Below are 22,639 nucleotides of genomic sequence, written 5' to 3'. Positions count from 1 at the left end.
AATGCGCGAGCGCTTGCAGAGGGCGGGGCTGACGCCGCAGGATTTCGACTGGTTCGACGCGTTCGGCTGGGACGATGCGCGCGTGCCCGCGCCGGGGCCCGACGACATCGCGGATTTCCGCCGGCGCGAGGCGGCGCTCAATGCGGCGGCGCCTGTCGGTTTCACCGAACATGGCGCCTCGCTCGAAGGGCGGCTCGCCGCCGCCATCGGGGCGCGCTGCGCCGACGCGCAGGACCGCGCGTCGGGCGACGAGGATTAGAGCGTTTTCAAGCGAAGTGGATGCCGGTTCGCGTGAAGAAAACGCGTGAAAACAAAATGTTCTAGAGATCGGGCGTCCAGCGCAGGCCGGCGCGGACTTGCTGCGCATCGATGGTTTTGCGCACGGTGTTCTGCGAGGCGTCCACGACGCTGATCGAGCCCATGTTCATGTAGCGATAGCCTATGTCGAGCTTGAGATGCGGCGCGATGTCGTAGGCCATGCCCGCCATCAGGCTCCACGAGAAATTGGTGTAAACCTGCGCATGCGCTTTCGGGCCGGCATAGCCGACGATATAGCAGGTCGAGCCCGATCCGCTGGGGCACCACGTATTGTTGGTTCCATTGTAGCTGTAAGTCGTTCCGTTGCTGAAGTAGAATTGTTCGGCGCTGGTCGCGCGCAGGTTGGTGAAGCCAATGCCGCCGCCGACATAGGGCGTTACGCCGAACCAGGTTCCGAAATCGCCATAAACATTGGCCATCAGCGACCAGTTTTGGAGCCCGGCCTTGTCGACCTTGTAGCAGGAGGTCAGCGTCGTGGCGCTGAACGGACATCCGCCAACATCGTAGCTGCCGTTGTAATAGGGAACAAATGTTTGGCTATAGGTTCCCGCATAGGTCTGGTTCCATTCGTAGGTCACGTCGGAGCGAAACCAGCGGTTGAAGGCGTAGCCGACGCCGAGGGTCGAGTTCATGAGGCCGACGTTTCGCCCCGCGTTCGTCAGCAAGGCGCTCGGGGGCGTGCTGACGAGGTCCACGGGATTCGTCGTACTATAGGCGAAACCGGGAACGGACTGCGTCGAATAGCCGATATCGCCGCGCAGGTACCAGCCGGAGCCGAATTCGACCATGGCGTCCGATTCGAGCTGATAGGCGGGCGGCAGCATGTCCGCGGCCTGGGCCCGCATGGCGCCGCCAGCGAGCAAAACCATCGCGGCGGCCGCCGCCTTCGTGACTTTCCGCATAACGAACCTCTTTGTACCCAGGCGACTTTTCCAGTTAAACTCATGATGAATGAAGAGGGTTAATGTCGACTTAACCTTAATGCTTTGCTGCGCAAAGAGTTCGCGAATGATTTTCGTTGCGGAAAGCCGAAATGGGCAGTCGAAAGCGCCGGCAATGAAAAAGGCGGAAGCTGTCGCTTCCGCCTGTTCTCATGCCGCAGGGAATGCGACGATCAGTATTTGGCGCGAACCATGGGCTCGTAGACAGGCTCGCCCAGCGCAAGCCAGCGAAGGCCGAGGCGCACGTCATTGGAGGCCACGGAGAAGGTCTGCATCTCGCCATGGCAGCCCGAGCCGTCATTGCAAGCGATGACGCCGGTCTTGAAGTCGCCCATGTTGAGATAGCGATAGTTCGCGTCGAGCAGCAGGCTCGGCGTGATGTGGTAGGAGACACCGGCCGTGACGGCCCAGGCCAGATTGGCGGCGATGTGGTTGCCCGCATAGCCCCAGGCGGCGTAGCTAGTGTTCGGAAACGACGTGACATCCTTGACGTTGGACGTCTGGTACACGGCCATGCCGACGCCGGCGCCGACATAGGGCGTGAAGCCGCGCCAGGTGCCAATGTCGAAATAGGTGTTGAACAGGAATACGCCCGTCTTCACCAAACCGGAATAGTCGTCGCCGCAGGTCACGGTTCCGGGGACCGCATTGGAATTCGCGTCGAGGACCGTGGCCGCGCAACCGGTTGGGTTGTAGTTGGCCTGGGTGTAGTCGACGCTTTGTCCCCATTTGAAGCTGCTGGCGGAGTGGAAGGCGACGGCGGAGCGGTATTCGGCGGTGCCGTCGAAGCGCAGCCAGCTGTTGACCTGATAGCCGAGGCCGATGCCCAGTAGCCAGGAATCCGTCAGGCTGACGCCGTTCTGCGTCGCGCCGAGGGAGGAGAGCGTGCTGCCGTCGCTGAAGGAGGAGCGCAGATTCGACGCCACGGTGTTGGCGATGCCGCCGTCGACGCGAACGTAAAATCCGCTGGGTTCCTCAACGGCGCCGCGCAGCGGAACTTCGATCGGCGGGGGCGGGGGCAACAGGTCGGCGGCATGGGCCGCTTGCGCCGCGCCGAGCGCAAGCACACTCGCGAAAGTAAGGGCTTTAAGGCGGCCCATGTTGAAATTCCTTCTCCGGAGCACAGCTGGCGGCAGCCGCGCGGTTAACACAACGAAATCTTGTTCCGGCGAGCCGAGTCGCAACCGCGCCCGGACGCCAGCATGCCTTGACGAGCGCAAGTGTTGGCAGGAATTACTTAAACGAGCCTTAACCCTAAGCTTTAACCTTGAATTTTCATCATGACGGGCGAAAGTTGTTTCGTTTCGATACATGGTCCTGAGCGCCTCGAAGAGAAATGCTTTACGAACGCGATTCGATCCGCTACGGCTGAACAGTGAAAAAGCCCCGGCGTCATCGGGTTTTCCGCCCCGCCGAGGCTGACCTTCCGGCGCTTTTCCTCCCACGCGCATCGCCCTGGGAAGAAGCCCAGAGTTGAAAGCGGCGCGGCCTCCCGCGCCGTGCGAGATGGAAGTTGGGTTCAATGGCGAATGTGGTGGTGGTCGGCGCCCAGTGGGGCGACGAGGGCAAGGGCAAGATCGTTGACTGGCTTTCGCTGGAAGCCGATGTGGTGGTGCGTTACCAGGGCGGGCACAACGCCGGCCATACGCTGGTGATCGACGGCGTCACCTATAAATTGTCGCTGCTGCCCTCCGGCATTGTCCGCCCCGGAAAGCTTTCCGTCATCGGCAATGGCGTGGTGGTCGATCCGCGCCATCTCGTCAAGGAAATCGCCGCCCTGCGCGAAAAGGGCATCGCCATTTCGCGCGACAACCTGCGCATCGCCGAAAACGCGCCGCTGATCCTGTCGCTGCATGGCGAACTCGACGCCCTGCGTGAAAACGCCGCGGCGCCCGAGGCCAAGATCGGCACCACCAAGCGCGGCATCGGCCCGGCTTACGAGGACAAGGTGGGACGCCGCGCCATAAGGGTGATGGACCTCGCCGATCTCTCCACGCTCGACGGCAAGATCGCCCGGCTGCTCAGCCACCACAACGCGCTGCGCCGGGGCCTCGGCCTCGACGAGATCAAGGCGGAGACGATTCGCGCCGAGCTGGAGGAGGTGGCGCCGCACATCCTGCCTTACATGGATCGCACCTGGTCGCTGCTCGACGATCTGCGCCGGGCGGGAAAACGCATCCTGTTCGAGGGCGCGCAGGGCGCGCTGCTCGACATCGACCACGGCACCTATCCCTTCGTCACATCGTCGAACACGGTCGCCTCCAACGCCTCCACCGGCGCCGGTCTTGGCCCCAAGGCGATCGGCTATGTGCTGGGCATCGCCAAGGCCTATACGACGCGCGTCGGCGAAGGCCCGTTCCCGACCGAGTTGAACGACGAGACCGGGCGGACCATCGGCGAACGCGGCCGCGAGTTCGGCACGGTCACCGGGCGCGCCCGCCGCTGCGGCTGGTTCGACGCGGTTCTGGTGCGCCAGACCGTCAAAACCTCGGGGATTGACGGTATCGCGCTGACGAAGCTGGACATTCTCGACGGGTTCGAATCGATCAAGGTCTGCGTCGGCTACCGGCTCGACGGCGAGACCATCGACTATCTGCCGGCTTCGCAGGCGGCGCAGGCCCGCGTCGAGCCGATCTACGAGACCATCGAGGGCTGGCGCGAGCCCACCGGCGGCGCCCGCTCCTGGGCGCAGCTGCCGGCGCAGGCGATCAAATATGTGCGCCGGGTCGAGGAGCTGATCCAGGCGCCGGTGGCGCTGCTCTCGACCAGCCCGGAACGCGACGACACCATTCTGATGCATAATCCTTTTCAGGATTGAGTGATGGCCGATTACTATCCCCTGCTGGCGAAGGCGATCGCCGCGCTGCCGAAATCCACGCCGCAGACGCGCGGCGCCATTTACGAGCGGGCGAAGAAAGCCTTGCTCGGGCAGCTCAGCGCGATGCAGCCGCCGCCGCCCCACGGCGCGATCGAACGCGAGGCGCAAGCCCTCGACGAGGCGGTCGCGCGGCTGGAGCGGGAATTCGACGCCGCCGACGCGCTCGCGGCCGAGCTGCTCAAGACGGAGCCGTCAGAGCCGCCTCCGCCCCCTGTCGTTGAGGAAACGCCGCCGCGCGAAGACGACCGGCGCGCCGACGCGCCGCGTGAAAAAGTCCGGCCCGCCGCGCCTCGGCCGGTCAAGGAGGAAGGCGGCGGCTTGCGTCGCCTCGCCATCATTCTCGGCGCTCTCGTGGTGGTCGGCGGGCTGGTTGGAATTGTCGCCTGGAAATTGCGCGATCGTCCCGAAGATCTCGCCAAGCTGTCGCCTCCGGCGGACACCGCCAGTCAGGAATCGGGCGGCAAGATCGGCGAACGCATCGGCGGCGAACCCGTCGCGCAGCCTCAGCCGAGCGCTTCTTCCGTCTTGCCGGTCGCCTATCGCGCCGCTCTCCTCACCCGTGACGCCTCCGAGCCCGGCGGCGTCAAGACCTATGTCGGAAACGTGGTGTGGAAGCGCGAATCCACCAATCGCGGCCCGAACCAGCAATTGGTCAGCGCCATTCGCGCGGACGTCGACCTGCCCGACGCCAAGCTCAAGGCGGTTGTCCTGATCGAGAAGAATTTCGATCCGTCGCTGTCGTTCTCGCACACGATCAATGTGCGGTTTTTCCCCGCCGAAGGCTCCGTCGGCAATGTCAACGCGATCGGCATGCCGGAAATGCGCGCCGACGACGCGCCCAAGGGCGTGGCCTTGCAGGGGCTGCCGGTGCAGATCGCGGCCAACGCCTTCCTGGCGGGACTCAATCAGGCGAGCGTCGAACAGAACAAGACGCTGCTCGCCACGCCAAACTGGATGGACATCCAGCTGAGCCTCGCCAACGGCTCCATCGCTAAGATCACCATGGAAAAAGGCGCGGGCGGGCGAAAGATATTCGCCGAGGTGATCGCCGAGTGGGACGCAAAATAGCCGCCGCGTTTTTGTCGCGGCGGCGGCTTCCTTTATTCCTCGACCTCAGGCGCGCGCGGGCAGCGCCGCCAGCGTGGGCCGCGGCGGCAGCGCCTCGACCCGCGCCACGCTCTCGCGAACAGCCTGCTGCACCTTCTCGAAGGCGCGCACCTCGATCTGGCGCACGCGCTCGCGGGAAATGCCGAATTCGGACGACAGGTCTTCCAGCGTCATCGGCTCGTCGCTCAGGCGGCGCGCCTCGAAAATCCGCCTCTCGCGCTCGTTGAGCACGTTCAGCGCCTGGGCGAGCGCGGTGCGGCGGTTGTCGCTCTCCTCCGACTCCGCCAGAATATTCTCCTGGCTGGCGGAGTCGTCGATCAGCCAGTCCTGCCATTCGCCGTCGCCATCCTCGCGCAGCGGCGAGTTGAGCGAGGCGTCGCCGCCGAGCCGGCGGTTCATCTCCACCACCTCCTGGCGGCTGACGCCGAGCTTGGTCGCGATCGTGTCGACCTGGTGCGGCTTGAGGTCGCCGTCATCCAGCGCCGAGATCTGGCTCTTCGCCTTGCGCAGGTTGAAGAACAGCTTCTTCTGGTTGGCGGTGGTGCCCATTTTGACAAGGCTCCACGACCGCAAAATATATTCTTGAATTGACGCGCGAATCCACCACATAGCGTAGGTGGCCAAGCGGAAACCCTTTTCCGGCTCGAAGCGCTTCACAGCCTGCATCAGGCCGATATTGCCTTCGGAGATCACTTCGCCGATGGGCAGGCCATAGCCGCGATAGCCCATGGCGATCTTCGCCACGAGGCGCAGGTGCGACGTGACCAGCCGGTGGGCGGCGTCGCCATCGGAATGCTCCCGCCAGCGTTTGGCGAGGATATATTCTTCCTGCGGCTCCAGCATGGGGAACCGCCTGATTTCGTCCAGGTAGCGCGACAGGCCGGAATCACCGGCGAGAACAGGGAGCGCAGCAGCCATCCAATCCTCCAAAACGCGGACGCCCGTTCGCGGCGCGTCCGCATCAGCCGCAACAGCCGGCTGTTTCCAAGCTCGAGAGCCATCCGTCTCGTTCCGATCCGGCGGGCCCGCAGGCTTTCGAATGGAACATATAGGGACCGCCAACCATGGCCGAAAGAGGGCGCGGCCCTTTCCCGGCGATTACATTTTAGTAATTCAATTGGGCGCGAACGGTTCCGTTATCCGTCGTTTTCCAATTTGAGTCTGGCGTTTTTCGCGCGTTGCGCTAACAAGCGACTAACGTCTAATACGAGATCCTCATGTCCCACTCTTTGTTTGCCCAGGTCGAGGAACTTCCTCGCGACCCCATCCTCGGCCTCACCGAAGCGTTCAACGCCGACAAGACGCCGCATCGCGTCAATCTTGGCGTCGGCGTCTACCAGGACGAGAACGGCAAGGTCCCGCTGCTTGCTTGCGTGAAGCAGGCGGAAGAGGCCATGCTCGCCAAAGCCGGTCCGCACACCTATGTGCCGATCGACGGTTACGCCCATTACAACGCCGCCGTCGCCAAAATGGTTTTCGCCGACGCCTGCGATTTGGCGAATGTGGTGACGGTTCAGGCCCTGGGCGGCACCGGCGCGCTGAAACTCGGCGCCGAAATGATCAAGGTCGTCACGCCGAACGCCAAGGTCTGGATCAGCGATCCGAGCTGGGAAAACCACCGCGCCCTGTTCACCGCCGCCGGCTTTGACGTCGAAACCTACCCCTATTACGGCGCGGACGGCGAACTTGATTTTGCCGGCCTGATCGCGACGCTGGAAAAAATCCCGGCGGGCGATGTCGTGCTGCTGCACGCCTGTTGCCACAACCCGACCGGCCTCGACCTGTCGCAGGACCAGTGGCGCCAGATCGCGAAAATTGTCCGCGCGCGCGGCCTGACCCCCTTCCTCGACACCGCCTATATGGGCTTTGCCGAAGGGCTGGAAGCCGACGCCTTTTCCGTGCGCCTGTTTGCTTCGGACGGCGGTCCGCTGTTCGTGTCGTTCTCGTTCTCGAAGTCGCTGTCGCTTTATGGCGAGCGCGTCGGCGCGCTGAGCGTGCTCACCGCCAGCGCCCAGGAGCGTTCGCGCGTCCTCAGCCAGATCAAGCGCATCGCCCGCATCACCTATTCCTCGCCCGCCGGCCATGGCGCGGCGGCGGCGGCGGCGGTGCTCGCCGATCCGGCGCTTCGCCAGCAATGGGACGAGGAGCTGGGCGCCATGCGCGTGCGCATCAAGAAAATGCGTCAACTGCTCGCCGAAAAGCTTTCGAAAACCGTTCCCGGCCGCGATTTTTCCTACATCATCCGGCAAAACGGCATGTTCTCCTATTCGCGCCTGACCAAGCCGCAGGCGGTTCTGCTGCGCGAAAAATACGCAGTTTATGCGCTGGATTCCGGCCGCATCTGCGTCGCCGCGCTCAATGAGAACAATATTGACTATGTCGCCGAATGCATCGCCAAGGTGATGAAAGAGGCGTGACAGCACGAAACGGCGCCGGTTCTCTTCCCGTTGGACGGGCGTCCTTCCGGACGCCCTTTGCCCGGCGCCGTTAACCCCTTCGCAAGCAAGGTGAACAATTCGTAAAGCCTGCGCGTGACCGGGGCGGCGCGCCATGGCATAAGACCGTCATGGCTTCGATCGCACCTCAGGACCCCGGATTCGGCGTTTACGTCCATTGGCCCTTTTGTCTGGCCAAATGCCCCTATTGCGACTTCAACAGCCATGTGCGGCGCGGCGCCTATGAGGAAGACCGCTATCTCAACGCCATTCTCATCGAGCTGAAGCATCGCGCCGCTCTGACCAAAGGGCGCGTGGTGCGCTCCATCTTCTTCGGCGGCGGCACGCCCTCGCTGATGTCGCCCGATACCGTCGCCCGGATCATCGAGGCGGTCGGACAAAACTGGAAGCTGGATCCCCAGGCGGAGATCACCCTCGAAGCCAATCCGACCAGCGTCGAGGCCACCCGTTTCGCCGGTTATCGGGCGGCGGGGGTGAATCGCGTCTCGGTGGGCGTGCAGGCGCTCAATGACGCCGACCTCAAAATGCTGGGGCGCATGCACAGCGTCGACGAGGCTTTTCGCGCGCTTGACGTCGCCACCAAGACATTTCCGCGCGCCTCGTTCGACCTGATCTACGCCCGGCCCGGCCAAAGCCCGCAGGCCTGGGCGGCGGAGCTGACCGAGGCGCTCAAGCGCGCGCCGGAGCATTTGTCGCTTTACCAGCTCACCATCGAGCCGGACACGATGTTCGAGCGGCTGTTCGACGCTGGCAAACTGAAAATGCCCAAGGCCGACGTCGCCCGCGCCCTGTGGGACGTGACCCAGGAATTGACCGAGAAGGCGGGCATGCCGGCCTATGAGATTTCAAACCACGCCCGGCCCGGCTGCGAGAGCCGCCACAACCTGATCTACTGGCGCTATGGCGAATATGCCGGCGTCGGTCCCGGCGCCCATGGCCGCGTCATTTCGGCGAAGGGCGGCAGACGCGCTCAGGCCACCGAGCCGCATCCGGAAATGTGGCTCACCGTGGTCGAAACCGAGGGACACGGGCTGATAGAGGACGAAGCGCTTTCGACGGAAGCCCAAGGCGACGAATTCTTGCTGATGGGTCTGCGTCTCGCCGAGGGCATAGATCCCGCGCGTTTTCAGAACCTGACGGGAAAGCGTTTCGAGGCCTCGCGCGTCGCCGACCTGATCGCTCACGGCATGGTGGAATATACCCGTCAGGGCCGCATTCGCGTGACATCAGAAGGATTTCCGGTGCTGGACGCCGTGGTCGCCGATCTCGCCGCCTGATTTCCTTCGCTCTGGGGAAAGGAGACGCGCATGATGGCCTTGTTCCGTTTCCGGCCGGTCGCCTTGACGGCGGCGGGACTGCTTCTCATCGCCGGCCTGGTCCTCTCCGCCGTCTATTTCTGGTCGCCCCAGGCGACCTTGCGCATCACCACGGGATTGCCGGGAAGCGCGGCGCACCGTTTCGTTGGGTCTTTCGCCAAGGTCCTGACCGGGCAGCATCCGCGCGTGCGCTTCGACTTCTTCCCCGTCGGCAGCCTCGTCGACAGCGCGCAGGCGATGGAGAGCGGCAAGGTCGATCTCGCGCTGGTGCGCAGCGACGTTTCGCCCCCGACCAACGGCCGCACCATCGCCATCATGCGCCGCGACGTCGTCGCCATTTTCCTGCCGGACGGTTCGCCGATCGACGATGTCTCGAAACTCGCCGGCAAGACCGTGGCGATTCCGCAAGGGCCGACACAGGATAACAATTCGCGGGCGCTGGACGCCATCCTGTCCTATTTCGACATCGCGCCGGACAAGGTGAAGCGCGTTTTTCTCCCCATCGACGAGATCGGTCCGGCCGTACACCGCAAACACGCGTCGGCGGCGCTCGCCGTGGGGCCGATCGGTCCCGGCGACGCCGTCAATGTCGCCGCGTCGATCTTCCGGGCGACCAAGGCCGCGCCCGACCTGCTGGCGATCGATCAGGCCGACGCCATCGTCAAACGCTTTCCCGGCTTCGAATCCATCGACGTTCCCGAGGGCGCCTTCAAGGGCAAGCCGCCGACGCCCGACGATTCCACGACCTGCCTCGCCGTGACCTACCGGCTGGTGGTCCCCGAAACCATGCTCAATGTGGTCGCGGGCCTGATCGGCCGCGCGGTGCTGAACACCAAGGAAAAGCTGATGGCGGCCGACCCGCTGGCCACCCAGATCGAAACGCCCGACGCGGATGACACAAGCCCGGTCCTGCCGATCCATCCCGGCTTCTCGGCCTATCTCAGCAGCGGCGACCAGAGCCTGCTCGATTCGCTTCAGCAATATCTCTACGTGATCGGCATTCCCGCGAGCCTGCTGGGATCGCTGGGCGCTCTTGGCTGGAGTCGATGGCGCAATCGCAAGCTGATGGACGTCGAGCAGCAGGCCTATCAGTTGCTGGTCATCGCCGACGCGGCGCGCAGGGCTGACACGGTGGAGTTGGAGCGCCTGGAGGATGAACTCGACGAGTTGATCCGCAACTGCGTCAATCATATGACCGCCGGAACCGCGGATGTTTCTCAGGCGCCGATCACGACCCTGGCGATCGATCACGCGCGCCGCGCGATCGAACGACGGCGGAAAGATCTGGCCGCAACACCGCCGCCGCAAAGTCCTGGAATCACCGAAGAGGCGCCGCCGATCCCCAGTTAGGCGTTTCCATGGGATATGCTCATAGTTTGAGCTTGCGCCGGCTTGATGGTCCTTTACCGCGCACATACGATGAAGCCGCAAGACATCGGCGAGGCCGCCTTGAACCAAAGCTATCTCACGCGAAAAACCATCGACGACGTCGACGGCGACGCGCCTCACGAAACGTTTCGACGCAGCCTTGGGCCGTTCTCGCTGACGGCGCTGGGGGTGGGGGCCATCATTGGCGCCGGCATCTTTGTCCTGACCGGCGCGGCGGCCGCGCGCTATGCGGGTCCCGCCGTCGTCCTCTCCTTCGCCCTCGCCGGCTTCGCCTGCGCCATTGTCGCGCTCTGCTACGCGGAGCTGGCGGCGCTGATCCCGGTCTCGGGCAGCACCTATTCCTACGTCTATATCGCGCTCGGCGAGATCTTCGCCTGGATCATCGGCTGGGACCTGGTGCTGGAATACGCCATGGGCGCGGCGACGGTCGCTGTGGGGTGGTCGGGCTATCTGACGAGCCTGCTGTCGAGCCTCGGGCTTCACCTGCCGCCGCAGCTCACGGCGCCGTCCGGCGCTGTTCTGCGTTTATTGGACGCGCCCGGCGCGGCGGGCGCGTCCGGGCTTTTCAACGCGCCGGCCGCGGCGGTGGTGCTGGTCATCACCGGCCTGCTGATGCTCGGCACCAGGGAATCCGCGCGCGTCAACAACATTATGGTCGGTTTCAAGCTGGCGGTGGTGCTGGTGGTGATCGTCGCCGGCGGCCTGCATGTCGTCCCCGCCAACTGGACGCCCTTTTTGCCGGAGAACGCCGGCGAGTTCGGCCACTTCGGCTGGAGCGGCGTTTTGCGCGGGGCCGCCGTGGTGTTTTTCGCCTATATCGGCTTTGACGCGGTTTCGACGGCGGCGCAGGAGGCGCACGAGCCGCGGCGCACCATCCCCATCGGCCTGATCGCCTCGCTCACCATCTGCACCGCGCTCTATATTGGCGTGTCCGCGGTGCTGACCGGGGTCGTGCCTTTTGCAAAACTCGACCGGCCCGATCCGATTTCGGCGGTGATCGACGCCATCGGCCTGCCCTGGCTGGCGGTGGTGGTGAAATTCGCTGCGCTCGCCGGCCTGACCACGGTGATCCTCGTGCTGCTGTTCGGCCAGGCGCGCATCATGTTCGCCATGGCCAGGGACGGGCTGCTGCCGGGCTTTTTCGGGCGGATCAGCGCGCGCTCGCACACGCCCGCCGCCAGCCAGGGGCTGATCGGCGCGGCCGTCGCCTTGATCGCCGCCGTCTTCCCCATCGACGTGCTCGGCGAAATGGTGAGCATCGGCACGCTCGCCGCCTTCGCGCTGGTCTGCCTCGCCGTCATGTATCTGCGCCACAGCCACCCGGAGACGCCGCGCCCGTTCCGCGTTCCCGGCTCGCCGGCCCTCCCGGCTTTGGGCGTGCTCTCCTGCCTCGGCCTGATGGCGGGCCTGCCCTGGGAGACCTGGGCGCGCCTGCTGGTCTGGCTGGTGCTCGGCATGGGGGTCTATTTTGTCTTCGGCCACCGTAACGCCGCAAAGATCGGGCGCTGAACGCCGAGCGGCGAATCACTCAAGTCGGGCTCCTGCGCGCCTGCTGAACGCCGCGCTCCAGCGCCGAGAGGAAGGTCGAGCGGTCGCGCGGTGAGAATCCCTTGGGCCCGCCCGACACGGCGCCTGTGGCGCGCAAATCCTCCATCAGGTCGCGCATCGCCAGAGCCATGCCGATCGACGCATCGTCGAAAATCTTGCCATTGGGCGCAAGCACGAAAGCGCCCGCCTTGACGCAGCGCGCCGCGAGCGGAATGTCGGCGGTCACCACGACCGTTCCGGGTTCGGCGCGTTCGGCGATCCAGTCATCCGCCGCATCGGGCCCCTGCGGCACAAGGACGCGCTCGATCATGGGATGTCGCGGCGCCTGCAACAGGCGATTGGCCACCACGAACACTTTCAGCCCATGCCGCGCCGCGACCTTGTAGCATTCATCCTTCACCGGGCATGCGTCCGCGTCGATCAGGATTTTTGCAGCCATGCGTCCTCCAATAGCGACCGATCGCGGTTCGTATCCGACGACTTTCGCAGGACGGGCGCATGCGGCGCAAGGTCGATCGAGACAGGGCGGGAGGCGCGACGGCTCAAGCTTGCAGGGAAATGTGTCGCCAAGCTTGCGGATCGATGACGTAGCAAGTTCTCGGCGTTCTCGGCGCAAGGATGCGATCACGCAGGATGAAAAAGAGCGAGATGACTATAATTTAGTCAGATGCCGCATGAGTCGATCTCACTCGAGTTTGCGATACTTCGCCTATGTGTTGAACGCGCCGCCAATACAGTTTATCAGACGTGGACTACTCATGTCGGCCGAGCCTGGTGAATGAATATCGAAATCGAGCGCAAATTCCTGCTTCGCAACGAGGGCTGGCGTGACGAGGCGGTGGGGGTCGAACGCCTGCGGGACGGCCTGGTCGGGGAATTCGGCGGCGGCAAGGTTCGCGTCAGGCTTGGGGAGTCGCGCGCCTCGCTTGCGGTCAAGACCGCATCCGTCGGACTCGCGCGCTGGGAGTTCGAATATGGCATTCCGCCCGCCGACGCCGAGATGATGCTGGCGACCATGTGTGGCGACATGGTCGTGGAAAAATCGCGCTATCGCGTGATTCACGCCGGTTTCGAATGGGCGGTCGATCTCTATGAAAAGCGTCTGGCCGGCATCGCCATCGCGGAAATCGAACTTGGCCACGCGAGCCAGGATTTTCCGCTTCCGCCCTGGGTCGGACGCGAAGTGACGGCGGACGAGAGATTTCACAAGCGCAATATGGCGCGCCTGGCGCTGGCGTCCGACGCGCCCCTGACGGTGGCGCGACTGCTGGCCTTGCCCACGCGCGAACCGGCGCCGGTCTGACACGATTTCCGAACGATCAGTTCGGAAATCCTATTCCGGTCGCGCGGAAATCCGCCCTTCGCCTGAAGGATTTCCGCGCGATTTCGTTTTCGCGGATCGCGATCTTGCGGAAACCGTATGAGCCGTCCTTGCGCCGGACATTGAAAAGCCGCCCCACGGGGGCGCGTGGGGCGGCTTGAGTCGATGACTAGGGCTTTCGTTTCGAGGCCATGGTTCGAAACGGCCCGCCTCACCATATTTGTTTATTATATTCCGTCCGTTCCGCTTGAGCGCGGAACGGCGTGTCCTGTGTCAGGCTTCGTAGTTGTCGTCGCCGGAATCGCCGCCGCCGTCGTCGTAGTCGGCCTGCTGGTATCCGTCATCCTGGCCGCCGCGCTGGTCATCCCCGTAATAATTGTTGACGATGGTCTCACCGCCGCCGCCGCTGCTGCTGCCGCCGAGTCCGGCATTGCCTAACCCGCCGGCGCCAAGGCCGCCGCCGCCATGACCGCCGCCAAACACGCCCTTCAGCGTGTCGGCGAGCAGTACGCCGCCAGCCACGCCGGCCGCGGCGCCCAGCGCGCCCTTGAGGAAGGTGTTGCCGCCGCCTTGCGCTTGCGGCGCGCCCCACGGACCGGGCTGCGGGGGCTGGCCCTGCTGGCCCCACGGGCCGCCTTGCGGCGGAGGCGCGGGCTGATTCTGATTGGCCTGGCCCCACGGCGAGGGCGGGTCCTGCCGGGGAGCGCCGCCGCCGAACAGGCCGCCGAGGAAGCCGCCGCTTCTCGGCTGTTCCTGCGCGGCCTGCGCGCTCTGCGCAGCCTGCTCGGCTTGGGCGACACGGCTCTCAAGCTCGCGAATTTTCTGGTCTGCGCCCTTCAAAGCCTGTTCCTGGACAAGCACGGCCTGGGCGAGCAGATAGGGCGCATAGGGCTGGGCGCGGACGGCGTCCGCGATCAATGCTTCCGCATCCTGTTCGCGCGGCGCGCCGGCCTGGCTGCGCACGCGCTCGAACAATTGGGTCAGCATCTGGCGTTCTTCGGGCGACATGGGCATGACGCATTTCCTTGGTTGTCGTCGGCGCTCGGCCGGACGCTTAAAATATGTGCCCTGGCCGCGACAAAGCAAAGACGGGGTCCGCATGAAATTTCCGTCATCTTGCGGCAAGACGGCGGCAAGGCGCCACTGGCGGCGGGACAGCGGAAAGCGCCGCCGCAAAAAGGTCACAGCGGCGCCGGAAAGCTTTGCCGAGGCGACAAACATCTGGTGTTGCGCGCGGGAGCGGATTTAAGTTGACCGCACGTTTGGGATGAGGATTGGGATTGGCGATTATGCGCGTTGGCCACTGGATGGGATTGTTGACCTTGGCGGCGCTCGCCGTTCCGCTGGAGGCGCCCGCGCAGGTCGCGGAGCCGAGCCCGCTGTCGCCGGCCCCGACGATCCAAACGCCCCCGGCCGCGCCCGCGAGCCCTGCGCCCGCGAGCCCCGCGCCCGCCCCGGCGGCTCCGACCAGTCCCGCGCCGGACGCATCCGCGCCAGCGGCCGCCCCTTCCGATCCGGGCGCAACGCCCGCGCCCGCCGCAAGCGCAACCCCCGCGCCGAAAAAGCCAAAACCCAAGCCGCCGGCGCCGCCGCGCGAAATGGCGCTGTCGGACGACCCGACGCCGGTGCTGCAGCCCGAAACCTTCTTCGCCACGGCTCTAGCCTCGGAGCGCTATGCGGCGATCGCCGATGCGGGCGGTTGGCCGACCGTTTCAGCCCTTTCGCCTGGCGCGAAGGGCGCCGCCGTCGCGACCCTGCGCAAGCGTCTGGCGCTTGAGGGCGATCTCGTGGGCGCCGAGGCGAACGGGACCAACTGGAGCCCGGCCCTGACCGCTGGCGTCAAACGTTTCCAGTTTCGAAACGGCCTGCGCCAGACCGGCGTGGTCGCGGGGGCGACCCTCAGGGCGCTCAACGTGCCCGCGCGCACCCGCTTCAAGCAACTGGCCTCCTCGGCCAACCGGCTCGCGGGCCTGTCCTTCCCCTTCGGCGACAAATATGTGGTGGTCAACCTGCCCTCGACCGCCGTGGACGCCGTGGAATATGGCCATGTCGCGCACCGCTATGTGGCCATCGTCGGCGGTCCCGATCACCATTCGCCGCAGATCGCGGCGAAAATCGTCGCCGTCAACCTCAATCCGACCTGGACCGTCCCGGAATCGATCATCAAGAACGAGATCATTCCGAAAATGCAGCGCCAGCCCAACTATCTCTCGCGGGCCAGGATCCGCATCCTCAACAATCGCGGACAGGAGGTGAACCCTGGCTCGATCAACTGGAATTCGGAGCAGGCCAAGAATTATACCTTGCGGCAGGATTCCGGCGCCGGCAATTCGCTCGGCCTGATCCGCATCGCCATGCCGAACCCCGACGCGGTCTACATGCACGACACGCCGTCGCGGAACCTGTTCGCCAACGATTACCGCTTCTTGTCGCACGGCTGTGTGCGCGTGCAGGGGGTTTACGATCTCGCCGCCTGGCTGCTGCGCGAAACGCCCGCCCCGAATGGCGGCGTCTGGACCGGCCAGCTGATCCAGGACCGCATCGCGACGGGCGCGCGCGAGGACGTCAAGCTGACCGCGCCCATTCCGGTGATCTGGGTCTATATGACCGGCTGGGCCTCGGCCGAGGGCACCGTGCATTTCCGCGACGACGTCTACAATTTTGACACTGTGGGCGACTGATCGTCGCGTGAAGACAGGCGGATGCGACAAGAGCGTTTTCGAGCGAAGTGGATGCCGGTTCGCGTGAAGAAAACGCTTAGAAACAAACGAAAAAGTCCGGCGAACTCAAGTTCACCGGACTTTTTTTCTGGCGCCCGACAATGGCGGGCTCGCCTCAATCCTCGAGCAATTGCTTCAGCAGCTCCAGTTCGCGCTTCAGCGCGCTGTCCTTCGCCACCAGCGCATCGATTTTCCGAACCGCGTGCAGGACGGTGGTGTGATCGCGGCCGCCAAAGCGCCGGCCGATTTCCGGAAGGGAGCGCGGCGTCAGGATCTTCGCCAGATACATGGCGATCTGGCGCGGTTTCACCACATTGGCGGTGCGGCGCGAGGACAGGATGTCGGCGCGGCTCACATTGAAATGCGTCGCCACGAGCTTTTGAATATCCTCGATCTTGACGCGCTTGGCTTCGCGATGGCGGATCAGGTCGCGGATGGCGTTTTCCGCCTGCTCGACCGTCAGGACGGAGCCGACAAGCGTGGTGTGGGCCAGCAGGCGGTTGACGGCGCCGTCGAGGTCGCGGCCGTTGGTGCGGATCATGGTCGCAACCATAGAGACGACGGAAGGCGCGACCTCGAAGGTCGGTTGAACGATCTTGGTCGCCGCGATCCGCGCCTCGACGATCCTGAGCCGCAACTCCTCGTCGAGAGAATGGATTTCGACGCAAAGACCGCCGGCCAGGCGCGAGCGAATCCGCTCGTCGAGATTTTCCAGATCGTTCGGCACCCGGTCGCAGGCGATGACCACCTGCCGCCCATTGTCGATCAGCGCGTTGATCGTGTGGCAGAACTCTTGCTGGACCGCCTTGCCCTGCAGGAACTGCACATCGTCGACGATGAGGATGTCGATGCCGCGCAGCGAATCCTTGAAGGACAGGGAATTCTGCGACTTCAACGCCGACACGAAGCTGTACATGAACTTTTCGGCGGTCAGGTAGAGCGCGTTGCGCCCCGCGACCGTCGCGGCCTGGGCGATGGCTTGGACGAGATGCGTCTTCCCCAGGCCGACGCCGGCATGGATGTAGAGCGGATTGTAGATCGACGAGGACCGGCTGATTTCCTGCGCGGCGGAAAACGCCAGCTGGTTGGACTTGCTGACCAGGAAGCTTGAAAAATTCATACGCGTGTCGAGCGCCGACGTTTCGACGCCCGCGCTTGACGGCTCGCGCGCCGGAGCCACGATGGGAGCCTGGCTGCGGGGGGCGATGCGGGACTCGGTCGCGGGTTCGGCTTCCGCGCCGACGAGGCTGAACGAGGCGCTGCGCACGGACAGGCAGATGTCGGTGACGCCGGGCAATTGCGCCAAGGCGATCGCCCTGAGCTTTTCATAGTAATGCGCGCAGATCCAGCTCTTCAGGAATTTGGTCGGCACGGACAGAAAGGCGCAGCCTTCGGCAACGCGGTCAAGCTCGAGGCGCGTGAACCAGGACGAATAGATGGCGTCACCCAGTTCAGCCCGCAGAACCGCGCAGAATTTCACCAATTCATCCGCGCGAGAACAGGCGACGCCGTTCAGAGCTTTCTGAGTGTTTGCTTTTGACATTTCTTGTCTTCTTGTCGTTTGCCGGGTTTTCGTTTGTCAATTTTTTGTTTTGTCGAATTCTCGACCATCGGGAACGCGAACGCAGGCCGCTGGTGAGTCAGGCCGCCAGAACTTCAGGCGCGACATCGAAGACATTTAGAGGGGCACAGCGCTGCTCCGGATCACCTAGTTTCTTGGACGCACAAGATGTCTTTTTAGTAACAAATTCGTCCAAAAAAGGCAATCAAAATTTTATCATTTCGCATCAATGAGCAACGCTTATCGCTGGGGCAGGTGTGGATGCGAATAAATTCACTTGTTAATCATTCTATACTTAAATATCGCATGGTTAAGCTTTGTTTATACGCTACTCTTAACCAGATGCCTGACGATACACGCGAGTGGTTGGTCGTGCAATGGCAAAACTACAATTTTTGGCCCGCCGAACGGCCACGTCGGGCGGCGCGATTTCCATCTTGAACGGAGGCGCCCGGGATGCCGATGAGTCAGAGCAAAAACGCAAAACGCTTGCCGCGCGGAAAAAAATACGCGGGTGAATTTTGCGCCGATTCGCGACCCGTTGAGATGCGAGTCAAGAACGCCCTGATGCGCTTCCCCAACGCATTTTGCCACTAAGCGACGAAAATCTATGGAGATCGACCAACCACAGCTTCAGGCCGCCGCGAAAAATTTGTGGGGGCGTGCGCATTCGACACAGTTGGCGGCGTAAGGCTCCGGGGCCAGCCGGTCGCCCGGAGAGCGTTTCAGTTGGATGGGGCGCCGTCCTTCCGGCGCAGCCGCACAACGACGTCAATGCGCGCGATCTCCATGCCCTCTGGCGGTTCGGGAAGGTGGCTGAAGTCGATCAGCTCCTTAGGGAGATCAACCAGGAGATGTGCTTCCTCGGTGAGAAAATGCTGATGGTCGTCGATATTGGTGTCGAAATAGGTGCGGGTCCCGTCGATCGTCACCTCGCGCAGCATCCCGGCGGACTTGAACTGGTTGAGCGTATTGTAAACGGTGGCCAGCGAGACATGCGCGCCCGCCGCCTGCGCTTCCTCGAACAGTTTTTCGGCGGTGACGTGGCGGTCGCCGCGCCCGAACAGCAGCCAGCCCAGGCGCATGCGCTGCTTGGTCGGCCTCAGGCCCGCGGCGTCGAGTTTCTCGCGCAGATCGTGCAGCGGGCAGCCATTCAGCTCACCGCTCTTGCGCGCGGCGCGGAATTTCGCGGACGCATGTGATTTCTCCATATTTCCCCAACCCCCGCGATGTCAGTCTCAATATAGGGTTTGGGCGGCGCGGCGACAACCGAGGCGGGCTGCGTCAGCTTGCCCGTGACGCACGGTCTTTCGGCGCCGTTTGCGCTATGTTAGAAGGCGCGGTTTCTGAATCGCGGCGAAGGCCGCATGCCACGGGGGAACGGCCTAAAATGGGCGAACGGCGCAACAGTTTCGATTATGAGGACCTGCTCGCCTGCGGGCGCGGCGAATTGTTCGGTCCCGGCAACGCGCAATTGCCGCTGCCGCCCATGCTGATGTTCGACCGCATCGTCGAAATCACCGAAGAGGGCGGCGTCAACGGCAAGGGCCACATCCGCGCCGAATTCGACATCAAGCCTGACCTGTGGTTCTTCGGCTGCCATTTCCAGGGCGATCCCGTCATGCCCGGGTGCCTCGGCCTCGACGCGCTCTGGCAGCTCACCGGTTTCTTCCTCGGCTGGCTGGGCCTGCCCGGCCGCGGCCGGGCGCTCGGGGTTGGCGAGGTGAAATTCGCCGACCAGGTGTTGCCGACCGTGAAAAAAGTGGTCTATGGCGTCGAATTCAAACGTGTCATGAAGGGCAAGCTCAAGCTCGGGATCGCCGACGGCTGGCTCGAAGCCGACGGCAAGCGCATTTACGAAGTCAAGGACATGCGCGTCGGCCTGTTTCAGCCGGCCGGCTGATCTTAGCGCGAAGCCTGATCTTCAGGCGAGTGGGGCAATGTGCGCCCGGGGGCGCGGGAGTTGAAGTCATGAGGCGCGTCGTCGTCACGGGTTTGGGTATTGTCTCCTCTATCGGCGACAATGCCGGGGAAGTTCTCACCTCGTTGCGCGAGGCCCGTTCGGGCATCGTGCGGGCGGAAAAATACGCCGAACTCGGCTTTCGCTGCCAGGTTCACGGCGCGCCCAAGCTGAATCCGGCCGATGTGGTCGACCGCCGCGCCATGCGCTTCCACGCCGACGGCACCGGCTGGAACCATGTCGCCATGGAGCAGGCCATCGCCGATTCCGGGCTTGAGCCAGGCGACATTTCCAACCCGCGCACCGGCATCATCATGGGCTCGGGCGGTCCGTCCACCCGCACCGTGGTGGAATGCGCCGACCTGACGCGCACAAAAGGCCCCAAGCGCGTCGGCCCCTTCGCCGTGCCGAAAAGCATGTCGTCCACGGCCTCGGCGACGCTCGCCACCTGGTTCAAGATCAAGGGGGTCAATTATTCGATCTCCTCCGCCTGCGCCACGTCGTCGCATTGCATCGGCAATGCCGCGGAAATGATCCAATACGGCAAGCAGGACGTGATGTTCGCCGGCGGTTGCGAGGAGCTGGACTGGACCTTGTCCGTCCTGTTCGACGCCATGGGCGCGATGTCCTCTGCCTATAATGATGCGCCCGCGACAGCGTCGCGCGCCTATGACGCCAACCGCGACGGCTTTGTCATCGCCGGCGGCGCCGGCGTGCTGGTGCTGGAGGAATACGAGCGGGCCAAGGCGCGCGGCGCGAAAATCTACGCCGAACTCGCCGGTTACGGCCTGACCTCCGACGGCCACGACATGGTCGCGCCGTCGGGCGAAGGCGCCGAGCGCTGCATGCGCATGGCGCTCTCGACCTGCAAAATTCCGATCGACTACATCAACCCGCACGCCACGGCGACGCCGGTTGGCGACGCCAAAGAGATCGAGGCGTTGCGAAAGGTTTTTGGCGCGGACAAGTGCCCGCCGATTTCCGCGACGAAATCGTTGACCGGCCATTCGCTCGGCGCCGCTGGCGTGCAGGAGGCGATCTATTCGCTGCTGATGCAGCAGAACGGGTTCATCTGCGAGAGCGCCAATATCTACAATCTCGACCCGGCCTTCGCGGACATGAATATCATCCGCGCGCGGCAGGACAACAAGCAGCTCGGCGCGGTCTTGTCCAACTCGTTCGGCTTCGGCGGCACCAACGCCACGCTGATCTTCAAGCACGTCGACGCGTAAAGGTTTTTTGATGAACGTTTCCGCCAAGGGACTGATGACCGGCAAGCGCGGCCTGATCATGGGCGTCGCCAACAGTCATTCCATCGCCTGGGGCATCGCCCAGGCGCTCGCGGCCGAAGGCGCCCAGCTCGCCTTCACCTACCAGGGCGAGGCGCTGGGCAAGCGCGTCGCGCCGCTCGCCGAGGGCCTCGGCTCCAAACTGGTCCTGCCCTGCGACGTCGAGGACATCGCCAGCGTGGACGCCGTGTTCGCTGCGCTGGAGAAGGAATGGGGCTCGCTGGATTTCGTCGTCCACGCCATCGGTTTCTCCGACAAGAACGAGCTGAAGGGCCGCTACATCGACGCCACCACGCGCGAGAATTTTTCGCGCACCATGGTGATCTCGGCCTTCTCCTTCACCGAAGTCGCCCAGCGCGCTTACAAGATGATGCCGTTCGGCGGCTCGCTGCTCACCCTCACCTATGGCGGCTCGACCCGGGTGATGCCGAACTACAATGTGATGGGCGTGGCCAAGGCGGCGCTGGAATCGAGCGTGCGCTATCTCGCCTCCGACCTCGGCGAGCAGGGGGTGCGCGTCAACGCCATTTCCGCCGGCCCGATCCGCACCCTGGCCGGCGCCGGCATCGCCGACGCGCGCTTCATGTTCAATTTCCAGCGCGCGCACGCGCCGCTGCGCCGCACGGTGACCATCGAGGATGTCGGCGGCTCCGCGCTCTATCTCTTGTCCGATCTGTCGACCGGGGTGACCGGCGAAGTGCATTACGTCGACGCCGGCTACAACGTCATCTCCATGCCGCAACCCGGCAGCCTCAAGGACAGCGGCGGCGAGTAAGGTGGCCGCCCGCGACGTCGACCAGGTTTTGGTGGCGGCCGCCGCCGACCTCGAGATGCTGCGGGGCCGCTCGATCTACATGACCGGCGGGACCGGGTTTGTTGGCGCGGCGATGCTTGAAGTCATCGCCGCCGCCAATCTGCGCCAAGGCCTCGGCGCAAGCGTCGTCGCGCTGTCGCGCGACCCCGACGCTTTCGCGTGGCGGTTGCCGCATTTGGCCGAGGCGCCTGGGATCACGCTGGTTCAGGGCGACGTGCGAACCGCCCAGGTCGAGGGCCGCTATGACGTCGTGATCGCCGGCGCCGCCGACGCCAGCGCCCAGCTCAACCGCGAAAACCCCATCGCCATGATCGACACGATTGTCGAGGGCACGCGCCGCACGCTTGCGTTGGCGCGCGCGTCCGGGGCCAAGCGCATGCTGATGATGAGTTCGGGCGCGGTCTATGGCCGTTTTCCCCCGGGCGTCAGCCTGATCGACGAAACCGCGACCAGCGCGCCCGATTGCCTCGATCCCTATTACGCCTATGCCGAGGCCAAGCGCATGGCGGAATTGCTCTGTGCGATTTCATCCGCTCGCGATGGCGTGGAAATTCCGGTGGCGCGCATTTTCACCCTGGTCGGCCCGCGCTTGCCGCTCGACGCGCATTTCGCCGTCGGCAATTTTATTCGCGATGCGCTGGCGGGCGGTCCGGTGCGCGTCGGCGGCGACGGCACGGCGGTCCGCTCCTATCTTCATTCCGTCGATCTGTGCGTCTGGCTGTTCGCGCTGCTGGCGCGCGGCCAATCGGGGCGCGCCTACAATGTCGGATCGGATCAGGCGGTCAGCATCAAGGCGCTCGCCGAGACGGTGGCGGCGGCCGCGCCCACGCCGTGCGGCGTGACCATCGCGGGCCGCGCCGACGCCTCGAACCCGATCAACCATTACGCGCCGAACATTTCGCGGGCGAAGAGCGAACTCGGGCTGAACGTGACGATCCCGCTGGGCGAAGCCATCGCGCGGACCATGGATTGGCATTTGGCGCAGCGCGCGTAGCAGCCAGACGTCGGGGAGCGCTCAGGC

General features: G+C 64.3%; 20 protein-coding genes. 13 read left to right on the top strand and 7 right to left on the bottom strand.

Annotation, left to right across the window (positions count from 1 at the left end):
- Position 1 precedes the first annotated feature (1 nt).
- Positions 2–259 carry a hypothetical protein gene (locus GJ654_RS13975; RefSeq protein WP_155446786.1) on the top strand — a complete coding sequence of 86 codons (258 nt, stop codon included), beginning with the start codon at positions 2–4 and terminating at the stop codon, positions 257–259.
- Positions 260–320: 61 nt separating this feature from the next.
- Here GJ654_RS13975 and GJ654_RS13970 read toward each other — a convergent pair whose 3' ends face one another.
- Together GJ654_RS13970 and GJ654_RS13965 are read right to left on the bottom strand one after the other, a co-directional pair.
- Positions 321–1,220 carry an outer membrane protein gene (locus GJ654_RS13970; protein ID WP_155446785.1) on the bottom strand — a complete coding sequence of 300 codons (900 nt, stop codon included), beginning with the start codon at positions 1,218–1,220 and terminating at the stop codon, positions 321–323.
- Between the two features lie 212 nt (positions 1,221–1,432).
- Positions 1,433–2,359: an outer membrane protein gene (locus tag GJ654_RS13965; protein WP_196305563.1), complete on the bottom strand. Its 927-nt coding sequence runs from the start codon at positions 2,357–2,359 to the stop codon at positions 1,433–1,435.
- A gap of 422 nt (positions 2,360–2,781) precedes the next feature.
- Here GJ654_RS13965 and GJ654_RS13960 point away from each other — a divergent pair, with 422 nt between their 5' ends.
- Together GJ654_RS13960 and GJ654_RS13955 are read left to right on the top strand one after the other, a co-directional pair.
- Positions 2,782–4,077 carry an adenylosuccinate synthase gene (locus GJ654_RS13960; protein ID WP_155446783.1) on the top strand — a complete coding sequence of 432 codons (1,296 nt, stop codon included), beginning with the start codon at positions 2,782–2,784 and terminating at the stop codon, positions 4,075–4,077.
- Positions 4,078–4,080: 3 nt separating this feature from the next.
- Positions 4,081–5,205 carry a hypothetical protein gene (locus GJ654_RS13955; protein ID WP_155446782.1) on the top strand — a complete coding sequence of 375 codons (1,125 nt, stop codon included), beginning with the start codon at positions 4,081–4,083 and terminating at the stop codon, positions 5,203–5,205.
- Positions 5,206–5,250: 45 nt separating this feature from the next.
- Here the strand turns inward: GJ654_RS13955 and rpoH are convergent, their stop codons facing one another.
- On the bottom strand, positions 5,251–6,162 hold the full coding sequence (gene rpoH / locus GJ654_RS13950; protein WP_155446781.1) for an RNA polymerase sigma factor RpoH: 912 nt from the start codon (positions 6,160–6,162) through the stop codon (positions 5,251–5,253).
- A gap of 299 nt (positions 6,163–6,461) precedes the next feature.
- Here rpoH and GJ654_RS13945 point away from each other — a divergent pair, with 299 nt between their 5' ends.
- The 4 genes from GJ654_RS13945 to GJ654_RS13930 all read left to right on the top strand — a co-directional run bounded on the left by GJ654_RS13945 (position 6,462) and on the right by GJ654_RS13930 (position 11,914).
- On the top strand, positions 6,462–7,661 hold the full coding sequence (locus GJ654_RS13945) for an amino acid aminotransferase (protein WP_155446780.1): 1,200 nt from the start codon (positions 6,462–6,464) through the stop codon (positions 7,659–7,661).
- Between the two features lie 149 nt (positions 7,662–7,810).
- Positions 7,811–8,977: a radical SAM family heme chaperone HemW gene (gene hemW / locus GJ654_RS13940; protein ID WP_155446779.1), complete on the top strand. Its 1,167-nt coding sequence runs from the start codon at positions 7,811–7,813 to the stop codon at positions 8,975–8,977.
- A 30-nt stretch (positions 8,978–9,007) separates the two neighbouring features.
- A complete protein-coding gene (locus GJ654_RS13935) occupies positions 9,008–10,366 on the top strand; it encodes a TAXI family TRAP transporter solute-binding subunit (RefSeq protein WP_155446778.1) in 1,359 nt (452 codons plus the stop codon).
- Between the two features lie 69 nt (positions 10,367–10,435).
- Positions 10,436–11,914 (top strand): amino acid permease, encoded by a 1,479-nt coding sequence (locus GJ654_RS13930; protein WP_155446777.1) that lies wholly within the window; start codon positions 10,436–10,438, stop codon positions 11,912–11,914.
- A 19-nt stretch (positions 11,915–11,933) separates the two neighbouring features.
- Here GJ654_RS13930 and GJ654_RS13925 read toward each other — a convergent pair whose 3' ends face one another.
- Positions 11,934–12,392: a YaiI/YqxD family protein gene (locus GJ654_RS13925; RefSeq protein WP_155446776.1), complete on the bottom strand. Its 459-nt coding sequence runs from the start codon at positions 12,390–12,392 to the stop codon at positions 11,934–11,936.
- Positions 12,393–12,731: 339 nt separating this feature from the next.
- Here GJ654_RS13925 and GJ654_RS13920 point away from each other — a divergent pair, with 339 nt between their 5' ends.
- Positions 12,732–13,256: a CYTH domain-containing protein gene (locus tag GJ654_RS13920; protein WP_155446775.1), complete on the top strand. Its 525-nt coding sequence runs from the start codon at positions 12,732–12,734 to the stop codon at positions 13,254–13,256.
- Between the two features lie 291 nt (positions 13,257–13,547).
- On the opposite strand, the gene GJ654_RS13915 is transcribed toward GJ654_RS13920, so the two are convergent.
- Positions 13,548–14,288 carry a DUF2076 domain-containing protein gene (locus tag GJ654_RS13915; RefSeq protein WP_319802132.1) on the bottom strand — a complete coding sequence of 247 codons (741 nt, stop codon included), beginning with the start codon at positions 14,286–14,288 and terminating at the stop codon, positions 13,548–13,550.
- 275 nt (positions 14,289–14,563) lie between these two features.
- On the opposite strand from GJ654_RS13915, the gene GJ654_RS13910 reads away from it, so the two are divergent.
- A complete protein-coding gene (locus GJ654_RS13910) occupies positions 14,564–15,955 on the top strand; it encodes a L,D-transpeptidase family protein (protein ID WP_155446835.1) in 1,392 nt (463 codons plus the stop codon).
- A 154-nt stretch (positions 15,956–16,109) separates the two neighbouring features.
- Here the strand turns inward: GJ654_RS13910 and dnaA are convergent, their stop codons facing one another.
- Together dnaA and irrA are read right to left on the bottom strand one after the other, a co-directional pair.
- Entirely contained in the window at positions 16,110–17,537 is a 1,428-nt protein-coding gene (gene dnaA, locus GJ654_RS13905) for a chromosomal replication initiator protein DnaA (protein ID WP_155446774.1), read from the bottom strand.
- A 743-nt stretch (positions 17,538–18,280) separates the two neighbouring features.
- Positions 18,281–18,766 carry an iron response transcriptional regulator IrrA gene (irrA, locus tag GJ654_RS13900; protein ID WP_155446773.1) on the bottom strand — a complete coding sequence of 162 codons (486 nt, stop codon included), beginning with the start codon at positions 18,764–18,766 and terminating at the stop codon, positions 18,281–18,283.
- A gap of 179 nt (positions 18,767–18,945) precedes the next feature.
- Here irrA and fabA point away from each other — a divergent pair, with 179 nt between their 5' ends.
- The 4 genes from fabA (at position 18,946) to GJ654_RS13880 (ending at position 22,612) form a co-directional block, all read left to right on the top strand.
- The gene (fabA, locus tag GJ654_RS13895; RefSeq protein ID WP_155446772.1) at positions 18,946–19,458 is read left to right on the top strand and encodes a 3-hydroxyacyl-[acyl-carrier-protein] dehydratase FabA; all 513 of its coding nucleotides are present in this window, start codon (positions 18,946–18,948) and stop codon (positions 19,456–19,458) included.
- 68 nt (positions 19,459–19,526) lie between these two features.
- The gene (fabB, locus tag GJ654_RS13890; RefSeq protein ID WP_155446771.1) at positions 19,527–20,747 is read left to right on the top strand and encodes a beta-ketoacyl-ACP synthase I; all 1,221 of its coding nucleotides are present in this window, start codon (positions 19,527–19,529) and stop codon (positions 20,745–20,747) included.
- 10 nt (positions 20,748–20,757) lie between these two features.
- Positions 20,758–21,579: an enoyl-ACP reductase FabI gene (gene fabI, locus GJ654_RS13885; protein ID WP_155446770.1), complete on the top strand. Its 822-nt coding sequence runs from the start codon at positions 20,758–20,760 to the stop codon at positions 21,577–21,579.
- Between the two features lies 1 nt (position 21,580).
- Positions 21,581–22,612, top strand: a complete 1,032-nt coding sequence (locus GJ654_RS13880; protein WP_210350837.1) for an NAD-dependent epimerase/dehydratase family protein — start codon at positions 21,581–21,583, stop codon at positions 22,610–22,612.
- Positions 22,613–22,639 lie beyond the last annotated feature (27 nt).

It is taken from the genome of Rhodoblastus acidophilus, from assembly GCF_009720655.1.
Lineage (GTDB): Bacteria > Pseudomonadota > Alphaproteobacteria > Rhizobiales > Beijerinckiaceae > Rhodoblastus > Rhodoblastus acidophilus_A.
The sequence above is the reverse complement of the archived record's forward strand: the minus strand, read 5'-3'. Positions and strand labels throughout refer to the sequence as shown.